Source organism: Sandaracinomonas limnophila (genome assembly GCF_004005965.1).
Classification (GTDB): domain Bacteria; phylum Bacteroidota; class Bacteroidia; order Cytophagales; family Spirosomataceae; genus Sandaracinomonas; species Sandaracinomonas limnophila.
The window spans coordinates 168,046-192,030 of sequence record NZ_SACY01000003.1; the positions used below are offsets into that span (position 1 = coordinate 168,046).

The 23,985-nt window shown below is 36.4% G+C and carries 14 protein-coding genes; 2 read left to right on the forward strand and 12 right to left on the reverse strand.

Annotated features, from left to right (window positions below; all coding sequences use genetic code 11):
* The 7 genes from EOJ36_RS06910 to EOJ36_RS06940 all read right to left on the reverse strand — a co-directional run bounded on the left by EOJ36_RS06910 (position 1) and on the right by EOJ36_RS06940 (position 9,647).
* Entirely contained in the window at positions 1-1,239 is a 1,239-nt protein-coding gene (locus EOJ36_RS06910; RefSeq protein ID WP_127803733.1) for a NupC/NupG family nucleoside CNT transporter, read from the reverse strand.
* Between the two features lie 5 nt (positions 1,240-1,244).
* Entirely contained in the window at positions 1,245-3,548 is a 2,304-nt protein-coding gene (gene ppk1, locus EOJ36_RS06915) for a polyphosphate kinase 1 (protein WP_238944429.1), read from the reverse strand.
* Between the two features lies 1 nt (position 3,549).
* Positions 3,550-3,774 carry a hypothetical protein gene (locus EOJ36_RS06920; protein WP_127803735.1) on the reverse strand — a complete coding sequence of 75 codons (225 nt, stop codon included), beginning with the start codon at positions 3,772-3,774 and terminating at the stop codon, positions 3,550-3,552.
* Positions 3,767-5,734, reverse strand: coding sequence for a DNA topoisomerase (ATP-hydrolyzing) subunit B (gene gyrB, locus EOJ36_RS06925; RefSeq protein ID WP_238944430.1), 1,968 nt, complete (start codon positions 5,732-5,734; stop codon positions 3,767-3,769). Before gyrB ends, EOJ36_RS06920 begins: the two co-directional genes overlap by 8 nt.
* Before the next feature lie 128 nt (positions 5,735-5,862).
* The gene (gene purH, locus EOJ36_RS06930) at positions 5,863-7,383 is read right to left on the reverse strand and encodes a bifunctional phosphoribosylaminoimidazolecarboxamide formyltransferase/IMP cyclohydrolase (RefSeq protein WP_127803737.1); all 1,521 of its coding nucleotides are present in this window, start codon (positions 7,381-7,383) and stop codon (positions 5,863-5,865) included.
* A gap of 59 nt (positions 7,384-7,442) precedes the next feature.
* Entirely contained in the window at positions 7,443-8,618 is a 1,176-nt protein-coding gene (locus EOJ36_RS06935) for a glycoside hydrolase family 88 protein (protein ID WP_127803739.1), read from the reverse strand.
* A 153-nt stretch (positions 8,619-8,771) separates the two neighbouring features.
* Positions 8,772-9,647 carry a patatin-like phospholipase family protein gene (locus EOJ36_RS06940; RefSeq protein ID WP_127803741.1) on the reverse strand — a complete coding sequence of 292 codons (876 nt, stop codon included), beginning with the start codon at positions 9,645-9,647 and terminating at the stop codon, positions 8,772-8,774.
* 73 nt (positions 9,648-9,720) lie between these two features.
* Between EOJ36_RS06940 and EOJ36_RS06945 the strand changes: the two genes are divergently transcribed.
* Entirely contained in the window at positions 9,721-10,695 is a 975-nt protein-coding gene (locus EOJ36_RS06945) for a polyprenyl synthetase family protein (protein WP_127803743.1), read from the forward strand.
* An 80-nt stretch (positions 10,696-10,775) separates the two neighbouring features.
* On the opposite strand, the gene EOJ36_RS06950 is transcribed toward EOJ36_RS06945, so the two are convergent.
* Positions 10,776-13,349 carry a TonB-dependent receptor domain-containing protein gene (locus EOJ36_RS06950; RefSeq protein WP_127803745.1) on the reverse strand — a complete coding sequence of 858 codons (2,574 nt, stop codon included), beginning with the start codon at positions 13,347-13,349 and terminating at the stop codon, positions 10,776-10,778.
* 119 nt (positions 13,350-13,468) lie between these two features.
* On the opposite strand from EOJ36_RS06950, the gene EOJ36_RS06955 reads away from it, so the two are divergent.
* Entirely contained in the window at positions 13,469-14,020 is a 552-nt protein-coding gene (locus EOJ36_RS06955; RefSeq protein WP_127803746.1) for a GNAT family N-acetyltransferase, read from the forward strand.
* 40 nt (positions 14,021-14,060) lie between these two features.
* Here EOJ36_RS06955 and EOJ36_RS06960 read toward each other — a convergent pair whose 3' ends face one another.
* The 4 genes from EOJ36_RS06960 to EOJ36_RS06975 form a co-directional block, all read right to left on the reverse strand.
* The gene (locus EOJ36_RS06960) at positions 14,061-15,491 is read right to left on the reverse strand and encodes a SusD/RagB family nutrient-binding outer membrane lipoprotein (protein ID WP_127803748.1); all 1,431 of its coding nucleotides are present in this window, start codon (positions 15,489-15,491) and stop codon (positions 14,061-14,063) included.
* 20 nt (positions 15,492-15,511) lie between these two features.
* Positions 15,512-18,715: a SusC/RagA family TonB-linked outer membrane protein gene (locus tag EOJ36_RS06965; protein ID WP_127803750.1), complete on the reverse strand. Its 3,204-nt coding sequence runs from the start codon at positions 18,713-18,715 to the stop codon at positions 15,512-15,514.
* Between the two features lie 194 nt (positions 18,716-18,909).
* Complete coding sequence (locus EOJ36_RS06970) at positions 18,910-20,544, reverse strand: RagB/SusD family nutrient uptake outer membrane protein (protein WP_127803752.1); 1,635 nt, start codon at positions 20,542-20,544, stop codon at positions 18,910-18,912.
* 42 nt (positions 20,545-20,586) lie between these two features.
* Positions 20,587-23,772, reverse strand: coding sequence for a SusC/RagA family TonB-linked outer membrane protein (locus tag EOJ36_RS06975; RefSeq protein WP_127803754.1), 3,186 nt, complete (start codon positions 23,770-23,772; stop codon positions 20,587-20,589).
* Positions 23,773-23,985: the final 213 nt, after the last annotated feature.

The window sequence follows — 23,985 nt, forward strand, 5'->3', positions numbered from 1 at the left end:
TTATAAAAGTAATCCGGCTAAAGTTGCAGACATATAAGAAGCTAAGGTACCAGCAATTAAGGCTTTAAAACCTAATTTTGCTAAATCAGACCTGCGACTAGGTGCTAATTCTCCAATTCCACCAATTTGGATAGCAATGGAACTAAAGTTTGCAAAACCACAAAGGGCAAAACTTGTAATTGCAATAGTTTTAGGATCTAAGGTAGCCTTAATTTTCATCATATCAAGGTAGGCTACAAATTCATTCACAACCATTTTTTCACCCATTAATGCACCAGCCGCTTCAATATCCTTCAAGGGAACTCCCATGGCAAATGCGAAAACTGAAAATAATTTACCTAAGATTAAATTCATAGACAATGTTGGCACATTGATTAAATTCCCAATATGGCCTAATCCAATGTCGACTAAAGCAATAAGTGCAATGAATCCAATCAACATGGCAATTACATTCAAACCCACTTTCAAGCCTTCAGAAGCCCCTGCAGAAATTGCATCCACTAAATTGGCATGTGATTTAGATATTTCCAATTTAACGGCTCCTTGGGTCTCCGACTTCTCTGTTTCAGGAAACATTATTTTTGAAATTACCAACGCACCAGGGGCCGCCATTAAACTTGCCGCCAATAAATAAGGTGCAGGTACACCTAATGATATATATACAGCCATTACTCCTCCTGCAATACAAGCAAAACTTCCTGCCATAGATGCCATCAATTCGGAATTTGTCATATTCTTCAAATAAGGCTTAATCATAATTTGAGCTTCCACTTGCCCAACAAATGTACTCGCTACATTGGATAATGCCTCAGCCCCACTAACACCCATCAATCGATGAACTCCCTTGCCTAAAACAGCCACAACTCTTTGTAAGACACCCAAATGATAAAACATATTAACCAATACAGCTACAAAAATGATAGTTGGCACCACCTTAAAAAAGAAAATATATTCATTGCCAGCTCCAAAGGCCTTACCCATCAAATTACGGTCTACTAATGAACCAAAAACAAACAAGGCCCCTTTATCGGCTTGTCCTAACAATGTATTGATTGAATCACCCAACCATTGAAAAATAGTTTGACCTAATTCTGTCTTTAAAATAAAAATTGCTAAAACTACCTGCAAACCAAAACCAACTCCAACTGTTCGAAAGTTAATTGCTTTTCTATTATTTGAAAGTAAATAAGACAATCCTAAAATTAAAACAATGCCTAAAAGGCCAGTAAATCTTTCCATAAAGCTTAATTGATGAATTCCGAGGAATTGTTAGGTTCCAGGGTAATAGTATATTGGTTAAAATTAATTTGATTTATTAAATTTTCTTCTTTCAATTGGTAAAATTCGGAATGGATATTAAATGGCTCATTACTTTCAACTTTCCAATAACCTCCATCTTCCTGCATTTCATATGAGTTTTTGGTATCACGCAAATTCCAATCTAAAATAGTTATTGCCTGATTTCTTACACGTGTATTTACTAACTCAAACAAGGATTCTATCCTTCGATCAAAACTTCTAACCATCACGTCTGCAGAACCTCCGTATACTTTCGGCTCGCCAGCATTGTGGAAATAATACAAACGGGTGTGCTCTAAATAATCGCCAACAATAGATTTGATAAAAATATTTTCTGACAACCCTTTTCTTTGCGGACGGATGCAACAAATACCTCTAACAATCAATAAAATTGGCACTCCAGCATTAGATGCATCATAAAGTGCGTCAATAATTTTATTGTCTTGAAGTGAATTAATTTTCCAGCAAATACCAGCAGGGATTCCATTATTGAAGTTTTCCACCTCCTGCTCGATCATTTCTATCAATCGATTTCGCATATCACGTGGAGCAGTTATTAAATGCTCATATTGAGTTGGCATTGAATGCCCCGTAATTACATTAAAAAACTCAGCAATATCTTGTGTTATACGAGAATCGGTAGTCAAAAGGCCAATATCTGTATATAACTTGGCGGTATCTTCATTGTAATTTCCGGATGAAAGATGGGCATAACTCATCACATGTGTCCCTTCATTTCTTATGACCTGAAGTAATTTAGTATGTGTTTTTAATCCAGGAATTCCATAAATCACAAAACAACCAGCTTTTTGTAAACGTGTGGCCTCACGAATATTATTTTCCTCGTCAAATCTAGCCTTCACCTCAAATAATACTGAAACGTGTTTTCCTTGTTCCGCAGCACGCAATAATGCATTGGCAATTCGAGAATTTTTTGAGATACGATATAAAGTAATTTTAATAGCCAACACTTGTGGATCTTCCGCTGCTTGCTCCAATAATTGTATGACAGGTTCAAAATTGTTATAGGGGTGATGCAATAAAATATCCCCCTTTTTCATCGTTTCAAAAATATCATCAATCTGAATAGACTTCAGACCAATGGGAGGAACTACCGTGGGTGGTTTTGGCATTTTATCCTTAAAATCAGGATGTTTTAAAATTTGCCAAAAAGAGGTAAAATCAAGTATAGATTCTTTGACAAAAATATCTGAATGATCTAAACTCCATCGATCTAACATTTCATCCATCAAAAAGGAAGAATAATTTTTCTCAACTTCTACGCGAGTTACTCGACCGAGTCTTCTGTCTTTAATTTTTTTCTTGATTTCATCAACAAAATCCGTTTCTTGATCTTCATGCTCCACTACATCAAAATCTCCATTTCGTGTAATTCTGAATAGACTTAAAGACTCAATTTCTACGTTTTTATATAGAAGGTGGATATAATTGCGAATTATTTCTTCAATCGGTAAAAACAAAACCACATCCTCTCGCTCTAAAACATAAAAACGATTTAAATTCGTTGGGATTTGAACAAATGAAATCTTTGGATCTTTTTCGTTTTTTAGTTTCCCTTGTTTAAAACTTTGGTGACCAATTGTTACAACTCCAAAAATCAAAGTTTTTGCTAACAAACTTGGAAATGTATGGGTATTATCGAACACCATTGGTGTTAACATCGGATAAATTGTCCGATTAAAATACAATTCAACCTCCGCGTTTTCCTCCTCAGTAAGGTCTGAAATGGATGCCATTTTTAAACCATTTGCTGGAAATAGAGGTAAGATTTCCTCTAAAAACAATCGGTGTTTTTCAATGGAAAATTCTTTTGCAGCAGAAATCAATGTATGTTTAAATGGCCCTTCGCGCAGTCCAGAATAATCCGTCCTTTCCTTTCCAAAATCTATGTAATTATATAAGGATCCCACACGGATAGTAAAAAATTCATCCAAATTGGAAGCTGTAATGGCTAAAAATTTCAATCGATCAAACAGATTTTTTGAGGTATCTCGGGCTTGGTCCAAAACCCTTTCATCAAATTTCAACCAAGATAAATCACGAGAAATGAATTTAGATTTCTCAATAATTTCCTGATTCTTTAATAAAGATTTCTCTAATTTCCTTGCTGAATCTCTTGGAGCCAATAAATTAATTTTCCAATTCTTAGGTTGTAGGAACGACAAAAGATTCTCGCCTTGAGAATCTTCTGCCATTATTTCATCCAACCGATCTTTCGAATTTCCCATTTTAGTTTTGGGGTATATTATTCTTTATTGCTTGGTAATCTGAACCTAATCGCCCCATTTCTGTTAATAAAAAATGTTGCAATTCTTGATTAAATGCAGGCTTCTCTTCCTCAGACAAGCCTGCATAAAAATCCTTTAATTCTTGATTGATTGCTTTCTTTTCCTCATCATTTGCCGCATTTATTGCACGCACATGATAAGATTTGAAATCAAATTTACTAGACATCTACCTTAGCGTATTTTGCATTTTTCTCAATAAACTCTCTACGAGGAGCAACTTCATCACCCATCAACATAGAGAACAAGACGTCGGCCTCAATTGCAGATTCCACAGTTACCTGCTTCAATGTTCTTGTTTCAGGATCCATCGTAGTCTCCCACAATTGCTCTGCATTCATCTCACCAAGACCCTTGTAACGTTGAACTCCTACACTTTCCTCTTTTCCTCCACCCGCTAATTCACGAATAGCTTCATCCCTCTGTTGCTCATTCCATACATATCGAACTTGTTGTCCCTTTTTAACTTGATACAAAGGTGGTTGAGCAATGTAGATATAGCCATTATCCACCAGTTCACGCATGTAACGGAAGAAGAATGTCAAAATAAGCGTACGAATGTGACTACCGTCAACGTCCGCATCGGTCATGATGATCACTTTATGATATCTTAATTTTTCAATGTTTAAGGCACGCTCATCACCATCTTTACCAAACGAAACACCAAGAGCAGTAATCATGTTTTTAATCTCTTCGTTCTCGTAAATTCTGTATTCTTGCGCCTTTTCAACATTCAAAATCTTACCTCTCAATGGCAATATAGCTTGAAATGCACGATTTCTTCCCTGCTTGGCAGTTCCACCTGCAGAGTCTCCCTCCACAAGATACAATTCACAAACATTTGGATCCGAATCAGAACAATCGGCTAGTTTTCCAGGCAATGAATTAGAACCTAAAACAGTTTTTCTTTGAACCATTTCACGAGCTTTTCTAGCTGCGTGACGGGCTTGAGCTGCCAAAATCACTTTCGCTACAATTTGACGAGCCTCTTTAGGATGCTCTTCTAACCAAGCCTCCAACATATCAGACATCGCTGCCGATACCGCACCTGAAACCTCGCCATTTCCTAATTTAGTCTTTGTTTGACCTTCAAATTGAGGCTCTGCAACTTTTACTGAAATAACTGCAGTTAACCCCTCACGGAAGTCATCCCCAGCAATATCAATTTTTAATTTATCTAAAGCACCTGACTTATCTGCATAATTCTTCAAAGTACGAGTCAATGCACCACGGAAACCAGCAACGTGTGTACCTCCTTCAATGGTATTGATGTTGTTTACATAAGAAACTACATTTTCTGAATAAGAAGTATTGTACATCATGGCAACTTGAACAGGTACCCCATTCTTATCACCTTCCATATAAATTGGCTCAGCAATCAATGCCTCACGAGTTGCATCTAAATAAGTAACGAACTCACGTAAACCTCCTTCAGAATAAAACTCCTCCGACTGCGCTATACCATTTTCATCTAAGTCACGTAAATCTGTCAATTCAACACGTATACCAGCATTCAAGAAAGATAATTCTCTCAAACGAGCAGCTACAGTTTCATATTTGTATTCAGTTACCGTAAAAATCGTATCATCTGGCTTAAATAATACCGAAGTACCTGTTCTATCTGTAACACCTACTTCTTTTACTGGGTACTGAGGTACACCAATTTTATATTCTTGTTGGAAAATTTTTCCCTCACGATGAACAGTTACTTTTAAATCTGTTGACAAAGCATTCACACAGGACACACCCACACCATGCAAACCTCCAGAAACCTTATAAGTATCTTTGTCAAATTTACCACCCGCGTGTAAAACAGTCATTACAACCTCCAAAGCAGAACGCTTTTCCTTGGTATGCATACCTGTTGGAATACCTCTACCATTATCTTCAACCAAAATTGAATTATCGGTATTGATGGTAACTTTGATTTTATCACAATGTCCAGCTAATGCCTCATCTATTGAGTTATCAACAACCTCCCAAATCAAATGGTGCAAACCTTTAATTCCCGTATCACCAATATACATGGATGGTCTCTTACGAACCGCTTCTAAACCTTCTAATACCTGAATATTATCCGCACCATAATTGGCTTTGTTTTCTGCGGCCGAATCTTGAATTTCTGACATAAACCCGATTTAACTATTTATTAACAAGGCATAAAACCTTGTCATTTAAGATTTTAAATTATAATTTTAAAAATACATATTTTTCCCCGAAAAATGAAGATTTTTCTCGTGAAAAAACAATTAAATTTTTAGTGTTTAAAATGACGAATTCCAGTCATCACCATGGCAATCCCGTTTTGGTTGCAATAATCAACTGAGTCTTTGTCTTTTATGGATCCACCAGGCTGTGTTACCGCTGTAATTCCTGCTTTTCCTGCAATTTCAACGCAGTCTGGGAAAGGGAAAAATGCATCGGAAGCCATTACAGATCCATTCAAATCAAATCCAAATTCAGCAGCTTTTTCAATAGCTTGCTTTAAAGCATCAACACGAGAAGTTTGACCTACCCCAGATGCTAACAATTGCCCTTCTTTTGCCAACACAATTGTATTGGATTTAGTATGCTTGCATATCTTTAAGGCAAATGCTAAGGCTTTCAATTCTTGCTCAGTTGGCGCTTTTTCTGTTACAGTTTTAAAATCTGCAACCTCTTCCATCACCAAATCCTTATCTTGCTCCAACACACCGTTCAATAAAGTTTTGAACATGTTCTTCGAAAACTCTTGTGGTTTTCTTTGCAACAAAATTCTATTTTTCTTCGATTTCAATATCTCCAAAGCCTCATCTGAGTATGATGGAGCAATTAAAATTTCACAAAACAATGAATTAATTTCTTCTGCGGCCGCCTTATCTACTTCACCATTACATGCCAACACTCCTCCAAAAGCTGAAACTGGGTCACAAGAAAGTGCTTTTTGATAAGCTTCTTTTACTGAACTTCCAGTTGCTACTCCACAAGCATTGGTATGCTTAATAATCACAAAAGCCGTTTCTTTAAACTCATCCAATAAAGCCAAACAAGCATCAACGTCTACTAAATTGTTATACGACAACTCCTTACCGTTTAATTTTGTAAATAAGGCATCGATATCTCCATAAAACGTAGCGGTTTGGTGCGGATTTTCACCGTATCTCAAGGTTTGAGATGGCAAATGATCAAACTTATGCAAATTATTACTTTCTCCTGCAAAATAGGATTGAATAGCTGAATCATATCCCGAGGAAACAGCAAACGCCTTTCCTGCAAAATTTCTTCTCTGCTCTAAATTGGTTGATGCACCTTGTGCTGCGAAAATATCCAAAACTTCTCCATACTGCGAACGCGAAGAAACGATTAAAACATCATTGAAATTCTTGGCAGCCCCACGAATCAAAGAAATACCACCAATGTCAATTTTTTCGATAATATCTTCATCAGATGCACCAGAAGCAACTGTCTCTTCAAACGGATACAAATCTACCATCACTAAATCCAATGCAGGAATTTCAAATTGATTGGCAACCTCCACATCAGATGCTAAATCTCTGCGATACAAAATTCCACCAAAAACCTTTGGATGTAAAGTCTTAACACGTCCTCCAAAAATAGAAGGATAGCCCGTTAAATCTTCTACAGGAATAACAGGAATACCCATTTCTTCGATAAATTGCTGCGTACCACCAGTTGAATAAAGTACAACTCCCTCCTCGTGCAACTTCGAAATAATTGGCGCTAAACCATCTTTATAATAAACAGAAATTAAGGCAGATTGAATTTTTTTGAACGACATTTTGCTTTGATTAAAATGAAACCACAAAGGTACAAATTATTCAAAAAACTGCCCAATTTTTACATGCCCTTCTTACGATATTCTTGATATCTTTTTAATGCCTCCAAATAATAGTAATCCGCATAAATTAATGGAACATCTATTTCTGAATTCAAACTTTTAGCACCCACACAATGCTTGATCAAAAAGTTATTGTTTTCACCTAAAGCAGCGCGATACGCAGGACTTGACAATGACTCCAACATCGTGATTCCATCTTTAATATACTGCTTACCTTTTTCGCCACCCGTTTGTTTACCTAATTCAAATAAAGCAGAACTTACAATAGCACCGGCTGATGCATCTCTTTCCTCATTTGGAATATTCGGCGCATAAAAATCCCAATATGGAATTTTATCTTTTGGTAAATTCGGATGATTCAAATAATAATCGGTAATCTTCTGTGCAAAATCTAAGTATTTTTTATCCTTAGTCTCACGGTACATCATCACATAACCATAAATAGCCCAGGCATGCCCTCGCGACCATTGCGACTCATCCACATAACCTTGGTGCTGTTTCTTGGCTAACACCTCTCCATTAGGTCCATAACAAATCACATGATAACTTGAAAAATCTGGCCTGAAGTGATTTTTAATAGTATTATCAGCATGTTTAATAGCGATATCGTAAAATGATTTATCTCCAGTTTCTCTTGCTGCCCAAAACAATAACTCCAAATTCATCATATTATCGATGATAACCGGATACTTATATCCACCTTTAAAACTGTTCCAAGATTTTATCAAACCAATCTTAGGATCAAAACGTGTTGCCAATGATTTGGCCGATTGAATCAAAACAGCTTTGTATTTAGGATCTTTTGCCAAACGCAAACCGTTACCAAACGAACAATACATCATGAATCCCAAGTCGTGAGTTCCCGTATTGTATTTTTCCTTTTCCACCGCTGCCGACCATAAACGAGCAGCCTTCTCCCATTTCGGATTTTTAGTTTGTTCAAACAAATACCATAATCCACCTGGAAAAAACCCCGAACACCACCAAGATGAAGGCAAATTTCTGTACGTTCCGTCTTGCTTCGCAGAATGAACCGTTGTACTCGTATCCGGATGATCCTTCAACATCTGCTCATATTGCTTTTCTGCCAAAGCATATTGGGCCTTTATATCTATCTTTTGGGCGAAAAGTGAAGTTGAAATTAAAAATGCGAAGAGGAAGGAAATGGGTTTCATGAATGAATTGTTAATTGTTAATTGTTAATTAATCTTTAAAGTTAAAATCTTAAAAAAACTACTAAAAAAATCAAAAAAATTATATTTAATTTTATTTCTAAAATATTCAAATTAACAATTAACAATTAACAATTAACAATTAACAATTAACAATTAACAATTAACTTGGAACCCCAACTCCAACAACCGCCTAATATCAAATTTATTAAAATTCTGCATATCAATCTGTAAAGGCTGAACAGGACGAATAGAACGAATTTTCACCGGATTCACTTTGGTTTCATTCATCATTTTAGCTGCTTGTAAATCGGCATTCAAAATTTCATTCACCGCAATATCCATCACACGATCTACCAAGGCCAACAAATCTCCTGTATCAAAATTACCGCCTTCAATTTGTTCAGGATGACAAGATATTGCCACAATTTCAGTTGCACCATCTTCTATGGCTTTACAAATAGGAGAAACATTTCGCAAACCTCCATCTAAATAATTTTGGTTCATATTATTTCCAATATTAACCACAGGCATCAAAATAGGCACGGCACAGGAAGCCATCAAAAAACTAAAAAATGAATCTACACTTGGGTCCACATATTTAATACCTCCATCTATAATATTTACAGCGCCAACTTTCAAGGCAATTGGACTTGCGTGTAAATTTCGCATTTGCAAGGAGTCCTCTACTAAATTTCGCAAAGGTGAGGTATCCACAAGTCCCTTAAATTTTTTAACAAGTGCAGTATATCCTAATTCAAAAATACTCCAAGGAACAAATAAACTACCCGGATGAGTGATCCGCATTTCCCAAAAATCCCATAAATCTTTACCCGCTTGCGCGTAATCAATAGGACTCTCCTCCACCGCCTGCATCCCAAATTGATTGACCAAGTAAGAGGCATTCAGACTCCCAGCAGAAATCCCATAGATAGCATCTGGCTGAAAACCTGATTCAAACAAAGTCCGAATGACTCCTGCCTGATAGGCTCCTTTTACAGCCCCTCCAGCTAAAACTAAAACCTTACTCATAGCAAATGGTTTATTATTTATTAAAACTAAGTAAATTTATGTAAATTACATCACAAAAATTTTCCAGGCCTAAATGTCAGTTTCCATTCAAAAAATTCAAGCTCCGATTTCAGAACCCATGAAATCTTTTGAAGGGAAATTCAAACAATTTATGAAAACAAAGGTGATGCTTCTCGATAGCATCATGAATTATATTGTTAAAAGAAAAGGTAAACAAATCCGACCGATGTTTGTCTTTCTATCGGCAGGAATGTTTGGTGAAATCAACGAAAAAACGCACCGTGGTGCTGCATTAATAGAATTACTTCATACGGCCACTTTAGTTCATGATGATGTGGTAGATGATGCTAATTACCGTAGAGGATTTTTCTCCATAAATGCCATTTGGAAAAATAAAATAGCCGTTTTGGTGGGGGATTATTTACTTTCAAAAGGACTTCTACTTTCTGTTGAACATAAGGATTTTGAAATGTTAGAATCTGTTTCTATCGCAGTTCGTGAAATCGCAGAAGGAGAATTACTTCAAATTGAAAAAGCTAGAAAGTTAGATATAACAGAAGAAATCTATTTCGAAGTTATTCGAAAAAAAACTGCCACCCTTATTGCAGCCTGTTGTGCTGTAGGTGCGCAATCTTGTCAGGCTGTAGAAGATTTAGTAGAGAAAGCTCGACTTTTCGGTGAAAAGGTTGGCATAGCCTTTCAAATCAAAGATGATTTATTTGACTATGGAGATGCCGAAATTGGTAAACCCCTAGGGATCGACATCAAAGAAAAGAAAATGACTTTGCCATTGATTCATGCCCTACAACAAACCGATAGAAAAACACGTAAGCATATTATTTTGACCATCAAACACGAATCGGAGAATCCAGTAAAGGTTCGTGAAGTAATTGATTTTGTCAAATCTACAGGAGGATTACAATACGCCACCGAAAAAATGCATCAAATTGCAAACGAAGCAAGGGAAATCCTTTCGAACTTCCCTCCTTCTGAATATCGCACTTCACTAAATGATTTGATTACTTATACGATTGAGAGAAACAAATAAATTATGAGTTATGAGTTATGAATTATGGCAAATAAACTCATAATTCATAACTCATAATTCATAACTCATAATTCATAATTCTAACGTGGTCCCCCAAATCCACCACCAAAGCCGCCACCGCCACCGCGATTTCCTCCACCTGGTCCCATCATTTGCATTGGCTGTTGTTGAACAGGTTGAGCATCTCCACCATCTTTGGTATCGTCGTTGCTAACAGATTTCTTTCTCTTCTGTGGACCAAAGCTCATCTTTCCAAAACGGTAGGTGAAGTTTACTCGAATATTTGCATTGCGCATAATATTGGTACTTACCTGAGAGATTGTATTAGATTTCGTTTCATTTCTAATCGTCATTCCATTCGTCAAGAAATTCTCTAAGCCCAAGCCAAAGCTTCCTTTTTTGTTTTTCAAATCTTTACGGAAGCTCATGTTATACATTCCAAATCCTCCTTGAGAACCTTGTAATTGAATTTGATTTGGTCTGTAAAAAGAGAACAACTGCATTCCCCAACCATTTCCAATGGTATAATTTGCAAAAACTCTAAAGTTTGAAGTTATACCTTCATTTTTTGCATTTAAGGCTGGATCAGGATTATTGTTTGACAAATACATATAAGAAATATCTGCTCCACCTCCCAACATGAATTTATTTGACAAGTTGATGTTTGCATTGAAGTTAAATCCATACGCATCCTCACTACCAATATTCACAGATTTCGTTTTCACTGTATCACCCGAAACAGTACGAATTTGATTAATAGCACCCGTTGTACTTCTTACAAATATTGCTGTGGACAAATAGGATTGTTTGATAAATCTACTATAATTAACTTCATAATTGCTGGTATATTCTGGAGCCAAATTTGGATTACCCATTGAAATATTCAATGGATTGGTAGCATTCACGTTTGGATTCAAGTTTTGAATACCTGGTCTTTGGATACGGCGATTGTAACTAAATCTCCAAGTACCTTTTTTCATGCTCTTTGAAAAATTTAAACTTGGAACAAAAACACCATAAGGCGGAATCGTTAAATTTTGACCTTCTTTTTTCAAGAAACTTGCTGTGATATCCGTATGCTCATAACGACCACCAATCTTTATACTCCACTTATTTTTTGTAGAAAGCGTAAAATTAGCGTAAGATCCCCAAATATTTTGCGTATAATCAAAAACGTTAGAAGGCAAGGTTGCTAAATTTACTTGAGCATAACCAGATTCCGAATTTCCACTTGGATTGATAAATGACTTGTAATCCGAGGTCACATTTCTTCCAATAGCCTTTGCACCAAATTCAAGCAACTGCATTTTAGTAATTGGAGTTTGGTAATCCATTTGAAAGGTCATCTCTTCATTATAGGAGGTATTCTGATTTTTAATGGAGTTCATAATTTCACTCATTGATGAGTTTGGATTCAGCACATCGTTATAAAAATCATTGGTACGATTGTTTTTAGAATACATCGACAATACACTAAATTCTTTTTGTGGTTTTTCAAACGTATGTGTGTAATCAAAATTCACATCAATATTATTCGATTGATCCAATGAATTTGTATTTCTTAAACTTGTTGGGACCCCATTTCTAACTTGTTTTAATCCATCTTGCCAGTTATTTCCATTTCTTAAACCCATTCGAATATTGGAGGTAATGGAATTATATTTGTTAATATCCCAATCAAATCCTAATTGGTAGTTTCCAAACATTGCTTGTCTTCTGGAATCGGCAGTTTGCACATTGGTTGTTTGTGTACCATTGGCAGCAGTGGTAATTTGAGTACTTTCAAAACTACCTTTTACATTGTATTCCGAACGACCAAATCCACCTAAGGAAAGTCCCCAAGTTTTGTTTCTAAAATTACCATTCAAGCCTAAATTCGACCCTCTAACACCAACTGATTGGTCGATATTCATCGTCAAACCTTGTAAGGTATTCTTTTTAGTTACGATATTAATGATACCTGCGGAGCCTTCAGCATCATACTTAGCAGATGGAGAAGTAATTACTTCAACCGTTTTAATCATATCTGCTGGGATTTGCTTTAAAGCATCGGTAATAGAAGATGCCATAATCGTTGAAGGTTTGTTATTAATCAAAACCTTCACATTAGATGAACCACGCAAAGATGGATTTCCATCCATATCTACAGAAAGCATCGGTACTTTTTTCAACACATCTGTAGCATCACCACCTTTATTGGTTGCATCACGCTCTGCATTGTAAACGGTACGATCAACTTTTTCTTCAATAAAAGTTTTTTGACCTTCTACCACAACCTCTTGCAACATTTTTTCGGTTGGTTTCATTTTAATTACACCCAACTCTTGGTCATCATTTTTATCCTTGATATCCAAAGCAAAAGTTTTGCTTTCATACCCTAAAAATGAAATGACTAATTTATAGGAACCAGAGGCTACCTTTGGAATTGAAAATTTACCTACAGCATCTGCCATTGTTCCATCCACTGGTTTATTGGTGGACTTACTAATCAAGGCAACCGATGCAAAATCCACTGGCTTGTTGGTTGTTGAATCTAACAAGACACCGGTAATTTTTGCAGAACCTTTAGGAGCTGTTTGTTGTGCTCCAGGTCCCTGTGCATAAGTTATAATTGTACTACTTAGGAGGATGAATAAAAGGGCTAACTTTTTCATTTGTTTTTTGGTAAAATTAAAAGGTATTAAAACCGAATATAAAATTGCATACATTTAAATAAGTATTTGTGTTTTTGCGACCAATCCACCTATTTTGTAGGTAAATTAAATCCTTACTCTTGATTTCTCTTCAAACAGATCGACTCAAACTTATCCCATTAGACCATTCTATGTTAAAGATTTGGTCAAAGGAAGGCAGATCTAGTTTAGAAAAAGCCTTACAACTAAACTCCAATCCATTTGATTTAGAAAAGTTTTATGAGGAAGAAATGCAAGAAGCATTAGTTAATTTTTGGCTTCCACAAACCCACAAATATCCACTTGACTTTTGCTGGTATACAAATTGGGAAATAATTCTCAAAGACAAGTCCTGCTCTATTGGGGGAATTGGATTTTCCGGATTACCCAACAACGATGGTTTTACTGAAATTGGCTATGTAATTGATCAAAAATTCAGAAATCTAGGATATGCCAATGAAGCAATAGAAGCAATTATCGATTGGGCAAATCAGGATGTAGATTTAAAAGGAATTATTGCGGAGACCCCTCAAAACAATTTAGCATCTCAAAAGGTTTTACAAAAAAATGGATTTTTGAAAACAGGTGAGAAAAGTATTTTCATCAAGGAATCCATACCACTTTTTACTTGGCAATTAGACATAAAAAAATAGGCTCCCGAAGGAGCCTATTTCTTAAATCAATTGCTTGGAATTAGTTTTTATCCCAGAACAATTTAGTAGTAACTACGTCACCACCGATAGCCGAAGCTGCAGCTGTGTAGTTAGCACCATTCAAAGTTTGCTCATTTAAAGGATATGAGAAACGAGTTGGGAATCCAGACTTAGCACCAACTGGAGCAGTAATCTTTGGATAATCCAAACGACGTAATTCAGTCCATCCTTCGTATGGACGATTGTATAAAGCGATCCATTTTTGAGTACCGATTTTTTGCTTCCAATCACCAGCAGCAGTTGCATAAGCCACATCAGTTTGAGCTAAATAAGTATCAGCATCTGCAGCAGCACCACCCCAATATGTAATTGAAGATTTAACTGCATTGTTGTAGTGAGTCTCAGCCGAACCAGCAACATTCCAACCTCTTTCTTTTGCTTCAGCACGTAAGAATTCAGTTTCAGTATAATCTGCTAATACGTATGGAGCTTCTGGCAAAATAACTTTAGCACCTGCACGAGAGAAATCAACGAATGTATTAGTTTTTCCTACAATACCACCAGCATAGTTACCAGCGTTATTTTTAGAGAAGAATGCCGAAGTACGTGGGTCATTCCAACCTAATAACTTGTCCATCAAATCTTTTGCTGCGATATAATCCTGACGACCGCCAGTAACGATATCAACATACAATGGATTTTGGTTTGGAGAAGCTGTCAAGTAAGCGAACAATCCGTTATCAGCAGCTGCAGAAATTGCACCTGCATCAGAAGCTTCAACAGCAGCTTTAGCAGTAGAAGCATCTACATCAGCTAAAACCATACCTAACTTCATACGTAAAGTATTTGCAAACTTAATCCATTTAGCAACAGATCCTTTGTAAACTAAATCTTCACCTGAAGCATAACCAGCAGATGCGGTAGATAATTTAGAAATATCTGCATTCAAACGATTTAATAAATCTTTTGAAACAGTAGCAGCATCATCATACTTAGGGAATAAATTCGTAGAATTTAATGCCTCAGAATATGGAACGTTACCAAAAGTGTTAACTAAAACACTGTAAGTATAAACTGCCATAATATCGTTAATAGCTAATTTGTTAGCTTGCTCACCAGCCGACAAAGATTTGTCAGCAGCGATTAAACGAGAAGACTCATTCAAGTCAGCTAAAACGTCACGATACATAGTTGTCCACCAGCCTTGAGGAATAGCACGAGTTGAGAAATCGTATTGTGCCTCATCTTGGTAAACAGCCATTGCCCAATGCGAAACCGTAAAACGGAATACGTTGGTATTAACCGAAGCAGATGCCAATGATCCAGCTAAAGTTTTAACCGCATTGGAAAACAAAGTCGGTGCAGGCACAGCTGCAGGCTTTTTTGTCTCAATATTTAATTGAGAGATATCTTCAGTACAGGATGCGAAAATCAACATCGCTGGTACAATTGCTAATAATATCTTTTTCATTTTTTCTATTGGGTTAAAAATTAGAAAGTTAACTTAACATTAAATCCGATAGATCTTGTAGTTGGGTATGCACCTGATTGGTTACCTTGGATATTACCCGCAGATAAGTTCTCCTCTGGATCAGCATATGGTACATACTTCTTGATGATCCATAAGTTTCTTCCGAATACAGATAAATCAACTCCTTTGATTCCACCTAATTTACTTACAATGTTTCTTGGTAATGTATAGGTTAAATTAGCCTCTCTTAATTTCACAAAACTTGCATCGTATACGAAAGCAGCTGCCGGATTTTGAGCATAACCAAAAGTACCATAGTTGTTCTCTACACGAATTGTATTTTTAGAACCATCAGCTAAAACACCTGGCATGATTACACCACCACCAGCAGAAACTGCATCACGAGAAGGATTTCCTAAATCGTTCAACGCTGCTGACTCTGGGTAAACACCCGTTGCTTGACCGTAGTATTGGTCTAATGAGAATACGTTACCACCTTGTTTCACATCGATCAAAGCAGACAATGACAAGTTTTTATACTTAAATGTATTAGTTAAACCACCAATCCAATTTGGATTCATGTTACCAATTACGTTTGTAGTAGTAGTAGTGATGCTATAACGACCGTTAGATTTAACCAATCTTTCTCCATTAACAGTGTTCCAAGTTTTTCCTTGGATCGTACCGTAAGGTTGTCCAACAGTTGCGTTGAAAGAAACACCACCTTGGAAAGTAGCAATTTGTAAGTTCTGAGAACCATTGTATAAGCTAACAACCAATGAAGTATTCTTAGTCCAGTTTGCATTGATAGACCAAGAGAAGTCACCAACTTTAACTGGAGTAGCGTATAAGCTAACTTCAAAACCTTTGTTTTGGATTTCACCTGCATTCACATAAGAAGAAGAGAAACCAGTTGCTGTAGAAACTGCAGCAGCTAAGATTTGATCTAATGTACGAGAATCGTAGTAAGTGAAGTCAAATCCTAAACGATTTTGCATAAATGCCATTTCTAAACCTACTTCTTTAGACTGAGTTTGCTCAGGCTTCAAAGTTGGATTGTTTTGAGTTGAAGGAACTGAGAACAAGATTGTTGAACCAAACGGAGACGGTTGGTCATAAACGTTCTTAATAGATCCCCAAGGAGCATCGTTACCTACAGTTGCATAGTTTGCACGTAACTTACCAGAAGTTAACCAAGGTAAATCTTGGATATGGTGAGAGAACAACCATGAAGCAGAACCAGAATAATAGTTATATGTATTATTTTCAACTGGTAATGTAGATGACTTATCACGACGGAAAGTTCCATCCAATGTTAAGAATCCTTTGTAAGTTAAAGTAGCACCACCGAATAAACCAAATACTTCACGAGGAGCATAAGCTTCAGATGGAGCAGCTACCGTTCCTTTAGAGTTTGCAACAGAATACAAACCTGGAACAATTAAACCACCGTTTGTTGCAGCAAAGATTGAACGAACATAAGATTTACGTAAGTTCAAACCAGCTAATGCTTTAACATTTAAATCTTCAGTTACATTCTTATCGAAGTTAGCGATTAAATCGTAGTTAGTTTCGTTAAATGCACGATCGTAACGAGAATAACCAGCTACTGCTTGAGAACCATAAGCAGTACGCTCCTCTTGGAACTCATTATAAGTATCTAATGTAATACGACCCAAAACATCTAAATAAGAAGTTGGCTTGTAGGTTAAGAATGCATTTCCGAAAATACGAGAACGAGTATCTGTCTCATAGTTTTGGTAACGAGTCCAATAGTAGTTATCTGTATAGATTGGCTTCAAACCTGCAGCAGATGAAGGATCAGCCCAGTTCCAAGTAATGTTTTGGTTGTTTCTGAAATAAGCATCCTTTTGAGATTGAATATCAACGTTAGTTTGATACCACTGACGGAAGTTTTGGTTTACGTTACCTCCAGAATATCCTGAACCGTAACGACCTTTACCATCAACAATTGAGAAGTTAGCAGTAGCAGAAGCTGTTAACTTTGGAGAAATAGCATAAGTACCGCTCAAATTAACTGTATTTTTAGCAACCTCTGAATTTGGTAAAGTACCTCTTTCAACGTTACGAGTATAACCTAACTTAAACGTTCCTTTGTCATTTGCACCATCTAACATAATATTTGTATTGTTAGAAATTGCAGTCTCATAAAATGTAACTGGAGTATTTTTAGCAGCAGCCCATGGACTAGTTTTTCCATATAATGGACCTGCTGGATCCCATGACTCCCAAGTATAAACTGGACGGTTGTCAAATTTAACACCATAAGAAGCATCTTCAGATGTTGGAACAACGTAATCGTTAGTGCCGTCACCATTTGCATCAAAATACAAGAAACCATCTTTTTGGTATGGATCAGAATAACCCGCACCATATTGGTTTTGGTAAGAAGCAAAAGTTGATTTGTCAATTGTACCTACAGTTAAACCTGCATTAACAGTTAAGCCTAAACCTCTTTTAGCTTTCTTAGTAGTAATCATGATAACACCATTAGATGCACGAGAACCATAAAGAGCTGTTGCAGCAGCACCTTTTAATACAGTCATGTTATCGATATCATCTGGGTTAATATCCGCAGCTGCGTTACCGTAATCGTAACCTCCACGACCAGTTACCTGGTTAGAAGAGTTCTTATTAGAGTTATCAACTGGAACACCATCCACTACGAATAATGCTTGGTTGTTACCTAATAATGATTTGTTACCACGAATCACAACGTTTGTAGAACCACCAATTGCATTACCTTGAGTAATTTGCAAACCTGCAACTTTACCTGATAAAGATTGCATTGCATTACCTGTACGTACGCGATTGATTTCATCACTCTTGATAGACGTCGCCGCATAAGGCAAAGTGTTTTTAGTTCTTGTCAAACCTAATGCAGTAACAACTACCTCATCTAATTCAGATGCTTCAGCTTTCAACACAACATTAATTGTTGATTGACTTCCTACATTAATTGTTTGTGACTTGTATCCAACAAAGCTGAACTGCAAGGCAGCTCCATCAGAAACTTGAATTTTGTAGGATCCATCTGCAGTAGTTGCAACACCGCGAGAGGAACCTTTCACTGTAACAGATACACCTGGAATGGATGAACCATCTTCCGAGGACGTTACTTTTCCAGAAACTTGTCTGGTTTGGGCAATCATTGTTGAAACCGAAACGAACAACAACACCCACATAAGTAAGAGTTTTCTCATGTTATTTAGTTTTTGATTGATAAAAATATTTAAACTGACGTGCAAGTTAATTAATAATTTCTTAACATCGACGATAAATTGAATTAATTTAAGGACAAACAGACAAATCAGGACAACAAAAATCCAATATTTACAACAAAAAAAGGGGCTCACATTCCTGTAAGCCCCTTTTAAGATTTATCAAAAAATTGATATTATTTAGGATTTTTTGTCGCTGCACTTCCTGATTCTGCAGGATTATTAGCCAATTCATTGTCTGGAACATCCCAATAATCTAAATAACCATATTTAATAGTTGACTTTTTAGAAATGTAAGAACCATCCTTTGAAATAACCACTGCATCTGTGCGGCCATTGTCTAAAACACCCCAACGACGAGCATCATAGAACGATAATCCACGGAAGGCTAATGCCACGCGACGTTCTCTACGCAATTGCTCTTTAACTTCAGCAGCATCTGTTGAAGCTAATGGATCTAATCCAGCACCCTGGTAAGCACGAACATTGTTGATACTTGCCACTGCACCAGCTACATCACCTTTCCAAAGCTTAGCTTCAGCTTTCATCAATTCATTTTCCTCATATGAAGAAGCCAAATATAAAATTCCAGCACCAGCAGTTCTATTAGAATAAGCCATAACGCCTGGCAAACCTGCACCTTTATCAATAATAGCCCAACGGGTATTAAATACGTTTCCACGGTCAGCATTACCAATCCAAGTATTGTATTGTTTAAAGTTATTCGCTAAACGCTTATCACCTGGATAAAATTCTTGGATTAAACGCTCAGAAATTTTAAACGTACCTCCTGATGCATTTGAACCCACGGCACGAGCCGCAACATTATAATTGGATGCAGAGAAAATATCACCATTTGCATTAGTAGTACCCGCCATCACTGGGTCACTTTCTTTTACACCATTATTAACTAAAGTCAAAACAGCATCCCATTGAGAAGATGACATTGTCGCCGTAGTGGTATTTACCAAAATATTTCTTGCCTTCATGGTATTGATCAAACGCAACCATTGGTCTTTGGTTGGAGCAGCTCCAAAAGAATTATCTTGAAAGAAATCTGGAATTAAAGCTCCTATTACCTCTCCAAATCCTGAAGTAGCACCTGAAGCAGTAATTGCAGCAGCAGCTTTGTCAAAATTAGAATTAGATTCGGTAATAATTGCATCCTTAGAAACATATTTACCATTGGTAACCGAAGCCTTATCAACAATTAAACCTGCATAATACATAGAACCTATGCGAGCATAGGCAATTCCTTTCCAGAAATAAGCCCAAGCCTTAACTGCATTTTTCTTTGCAGCAGCATCTCCAGAGAATGTTGTTTTATCAACTGCCTCAAGAACTGTATTACAAGCATTATTCAATTGGTAAGCATAAGCCCACTCATGAAATCCTGGGTTACCTCCTTGTTGTGAATTTGTATTAATTGCACGCAACAAAGTTTTTTGTAATGGAGGGTTATTTGGATTTGGCTGAGACGCTCCATTATCTAAAGTAACTACATCTGGACAAGACAAGTTATTGATATATGTGTTAGCAGCTTCTGCACCTACCACATCTCCCATTAATTCATGGAATCCTACAACTCCATTATAATTTGCACCTACCACACCATCGTAATATTTATTACCAGCCGAGGTGAAACCATTTTTATAAATAGAACCCTGTGCCAAAGCAATGATACCCGCCTCCGATGCCGCTGTAGCAGGAGTAGGTTGATTTGGATTTTGGATATCTAATTGATCCTTACAGGACATTACCGATCCGGCTAAAAGCAGAATGGAAAGCGCTGTTATTTTTGTATTTTTCATAATGTCAAAATTTTAAATAATAACTAAATCTATTCTGTTGTATTAAAAACCGATGTTTAATTGTACTTGGTATGTACGTGTATTTGGCATTGTGTTGTGGTCTACACCCCTATCCCAAGCCGAATTGTTTGAACCAGATGAAATTTCTGGATCCATACCTGTATATTTAGTTAAGGTAACCAAGTTTCTACCTGAAGCTACTAATTGTAACTTTCTAAATCCTTTGATTCCAAATGCTTTAACTAAATCAACACCTACTGATAAGTTTCTCAAACGTGCAAAAGAAGCATCTTCATAGAAGTAGTTCTTTGTTCCATTTCTTGAAACCTCAGCATATACACCACGATAGAAAGCAGACCATGCTCCTGTCTCACCATTAATGGTAATTGGTTGTTGATAATCTGAGTGAATACCATCACGATACATCCATTCTTTTGTTTGGTTGTATAAGTGTGAACCTTGAACCCAATCAACTTGTAAATTGAAAGTTAAATATCCTTTGTAAGTCAAATCATTGATAAATGACATATTAAACGCAGGATTTGGATCTCCGAAGCTGTACATTTTAGATGAGAAGTAAGGAGCTTTTGTCGACTTCTTAACTACCCAACCATTAGATGCAACTTCATATAAAGAACGGTTAGCCTCAGGAATTGCCACTGAACCATCAGGTAAAACAGCATCCAACGAGTGGATTCCCATGAAACCATACAACTGTCCAATTTTTTCTCCACCGCGTAATACATAACCAGATGAACCCGCAGAAGATAATACAACCACCTCAGCACCACCACGTACAGAAGTAATTTCTGAAGTTTGCTTACCAAAGTTTGTTGTAAAATTCCACTGCCAATCTGAATCTTTAAACACTTGAGTATTCAAGCTTAACTGAATACCATGTGATGCTAAAGAGAAAGCATTATCCTTCACAGTACCAATACCAGTAGAAGGTGCAGCATCTACGTTGTAGATTGCATTGTCAGTAGAACGCTTCCAATAAGAACCTGAAATGTTCATGTTGTTAAACCATGCAGAATTCTTACCTAAATTTAAACCAATATCAGTACCAATTTCTAATTCTTTAGAAATTTCTACGTTCAAATTAGGATTAGATTGAGATAATGGGAAATAAAATGCATTTCCACCTCCAATTACACCTGTATTTAAGGTAATGTAACGGTCAAATGGTTTTGGCTGAATACCCGCCTCACCATAAGCTGCTCTCAATTTGAAATCTTCAACTGTCTTACCTAAATTAGAATTTTTGAAGAAATCTAATTCCGATAAACGTAAATAAGCATCTCCACGAGGGAAAGACTGTGGAGTAGATGCCGCACCGAAAGCAGAAGAGTAGTCTGTACGTAAACCTCCAGAAATACCACCAATGTTACCATAATCAAAACGATGATTCACTAAATAACCATAAGTAATAAATGGCTCTCTGTAATCACGTGCAACTTTTGTTTCAGCAGCCTGAGAAGTATTAAATGGAGAATAATTAGGTAAACCAATACCATAAGAAACATAAGAAGTAATTTCTCTGTTACGGTAATCAACTGCAACTTGAGTTGTAGTCTTTAATGGAATATTTAAACCGAAATCTTCTTTGAAGTCAGTTTTGATGAAAGCAGACCCTAACATGTTTTGCAAAGTACTTGTGTACTCATAGCGGTTCAATTCACCTGTTGCATCATTTCCATTGAAATTTGAATACCAGTATTGTTGATCCATGATATTCTTGTTACCTGTCTGGTTCAAATACGTATAGATAGTATTGTCAGTTTGGTGATTGATACCATATTTTGCATCAAAACTTAAGAATTTGTTAACTTCCCAGTTTAAGTTTAAACTTTGCATGATGTCGATACGCTTTGTATCTGTCTTAGTATAATAGTTAACCGCATTTGGGTTGTAACCATTCACACCTACAGCATCTCCAAAATAACCAGGATAGTTTCCATCAGTATCTTTGAACTCATAGTCAGCAAATGGACGAGAGTTAAATACTGAATAGATAATTGAACGACCTGTATTGTCATTGATATCGCTCTTTGTGTAAACCAATTGAGTTACAGAACGTAATTTCAAACCTTTGGCTAATTCAAAACCTAAGTTAGCAGTCATATTTGTTCTATTCTGCGCACCCACATTTTTGAATGGACCTGGGTTGTGTGCATTTGATAAAGAGAATGAATAATCTGATTTATCCGCACCACCAGAAATGTTTAAAGAGTTTAAAACGTTTGTTACAGGAACAAAAAACATATTAAAGTGATCAAAATATTTCAAATTTTGGTTGTAAGGCTTATTAATTTGAACAGTAGGATCTGTACTGTTGAAAATCACGTTTTCAGCATACGAACCATACTCTGGATCTAATGTCAAAGGCTTTCCAGAACCACCAATTACCTCATTATTTGAATTTGTAGCGAAACCGTGCATATTAGCTTTCTTCAATCCACCAATGTTCAATGGAGTGGAATTACTCACTGAAGAAGAAAAATCAACATTTACTTTTCCAGCTTTTCCTTTTTTAGAGAATAATTGAATAACACCGTTTGCACCTTGTGCACCATAAATAGTTGCCGCAGCAGCACCTTGCACGACCTCAACTCTTTCAACTGAGTTCAAATCCAATGCTCCGATATCCGTAGCTCCAATTTCAACTCCGTCTAATAAAATCATAGGCTTCGTATCACGGTTAATCGTATTGATACCACGTAAAACAATGTTTACAGGTTGGCCTGGCATACCATTTGCTGATGTAATTTGCGCACCTGCAATTTTACCCACCAAAGCCTGATCAATTGATGCAGTTGGCACAGAAGGTAAATTTTTAGCAGTAATGGCCTGTACATCAATAGCAGTCTGGCGCTTATCGATCGCGGCACCTGTACCAGTTACCACAACTTCTGCTAATTGACGCGTGTCAGTTGTTAAAGAAACATTAATTACAGATTGACTTCCAACATTAACAGATTTTGAATCCATTCCGATAAAGGTAAAAGTCAAAGTCTCTGAACCAGTTAAATTCAACGAATAATTTCCGTTAACATCTGTTTGGGTTCCTCGAGAAGTACCTTTAATAGCAACAGTTACTCCTGGCAGACCTGAGCCATCCTCGGCAGAGGTCACTTTTCCCGTAACCTTTTTAATCTGAACTTGTGCATATGCACTTGTAATAGACATAAAAAGTAACAAGAAAAAAATGGGTAAAGATTTTTTCATGTAAACTAATTGGGTTTAAAATTGATTAAAATAATTTGTTGATACTGAATCAATGCACAATTATAAAAAATATAAATTTATTTATAAAATAAAATTTTAAGATTTTTTAACATTTTGCCTATTGACATTGTAAAATACAAAAAAAAGCCAATAAAATTTGGCTTTTTCTAAGATTTTCAAAATAATAATAACTGATTATTGTACTATTACAAG

Excerpts from the sequence above, each read along its gene's own strand:
- purH (WP_127803737.1), bottom strand. The coding sequence starts at position 7,383 with ATGTCGTTCAAAAAAATTCAATCTGCCTTAATTTCTGTTTATTATAAA.
- EOJ36_RS06975 (WP_127803754.1), bottom strand. The coding sequence starts at position 23,772 with ATGAAAAAATCTTTACCCATTTTTTTCTTGTTACTTTTTATGTCTATT.
- EOJ36_RS06920 (WP_127803735.1), bottom strand. The coding sequence starts at position 3,774 with ATGTCTAGTAAATTTGATTTCAAATCTTATCATGTGCGTGCAATAAAT.
- EOJ36_RS06940 (WP_127803741.1), bottom strand. The coding sequence starts at position 9,647 with ATGAGTAAGGTTTTAGTTTTAGCTGGAGGGGCTGTAAAAGGAGCCTAT.
- EOJ36_RS06945 (WP_127803743.1), top strand. The coding sequence starts at position 9,721 with ATGTCAGTTTCCATTCAAAAAATTCAAGCTCCGATTTCAGAACCCATG.
- EOJ36_RS06965 (WP_127803750.1), bottom strand. The coding sequence starts at position 18,715 with ATGAGAAAACTCTTACTTATGTGGGTGTTGTTGTTCGTTTCGGTTTCA.
- gyrB (WP_238944430.1), bottom strand. The coding sequence starts at position 5,734 with ATGTCAGAAATTCAAGATTCGGCCGCAGAAAACAAAGCCAATTATGGT.
- EOJ36_RS06950 (WP_127803745.1), bottom strand. The coding sequence starts at position 13,349 with ATGAAAAAGTTAGCCCTTTTATTCATCCTCCTAAGTAGTACAATTATA.
- EOJ36_RS06970 (WP_127803752.1), bottom strand. The coding sequence starts at position 20,544 with ATGAAAAATACAAAAATAACAGCGCTTTCCATTCTGCTTTTAGCCGGA.
- EOJ36_RS06910 (WP_127803733.1), bottom strand. The coding sequence starts at position 1,239 with ATGGAAAGATTTACTGGCCTTTTAGGCATTGTTTTAATTTTAGGATTG.
- EOJ36_RS06960 (WP_127803748.1), bottom strand. The coding sequence starts at position 15,491 with ATGAAAAAGATATTATTAGCAATTGTACCAGCGATGTTGATTTTCGCA.
- EOJ36_RS06935 (WP_127803739.1), bottom strand. The coding sequence starts at position 8,618 with ATGAAACCCATTTCCTTCCTCTTCGCATTTTTAATTTCAACTTCACTT.
- ppk1 (WP_238944429.1), bottom strand. The coding sequence starts at position 3,548 with ATGGGAAATTCGAAAGATCGGTTGGATGAAATAATGGCAGAAGATTCT.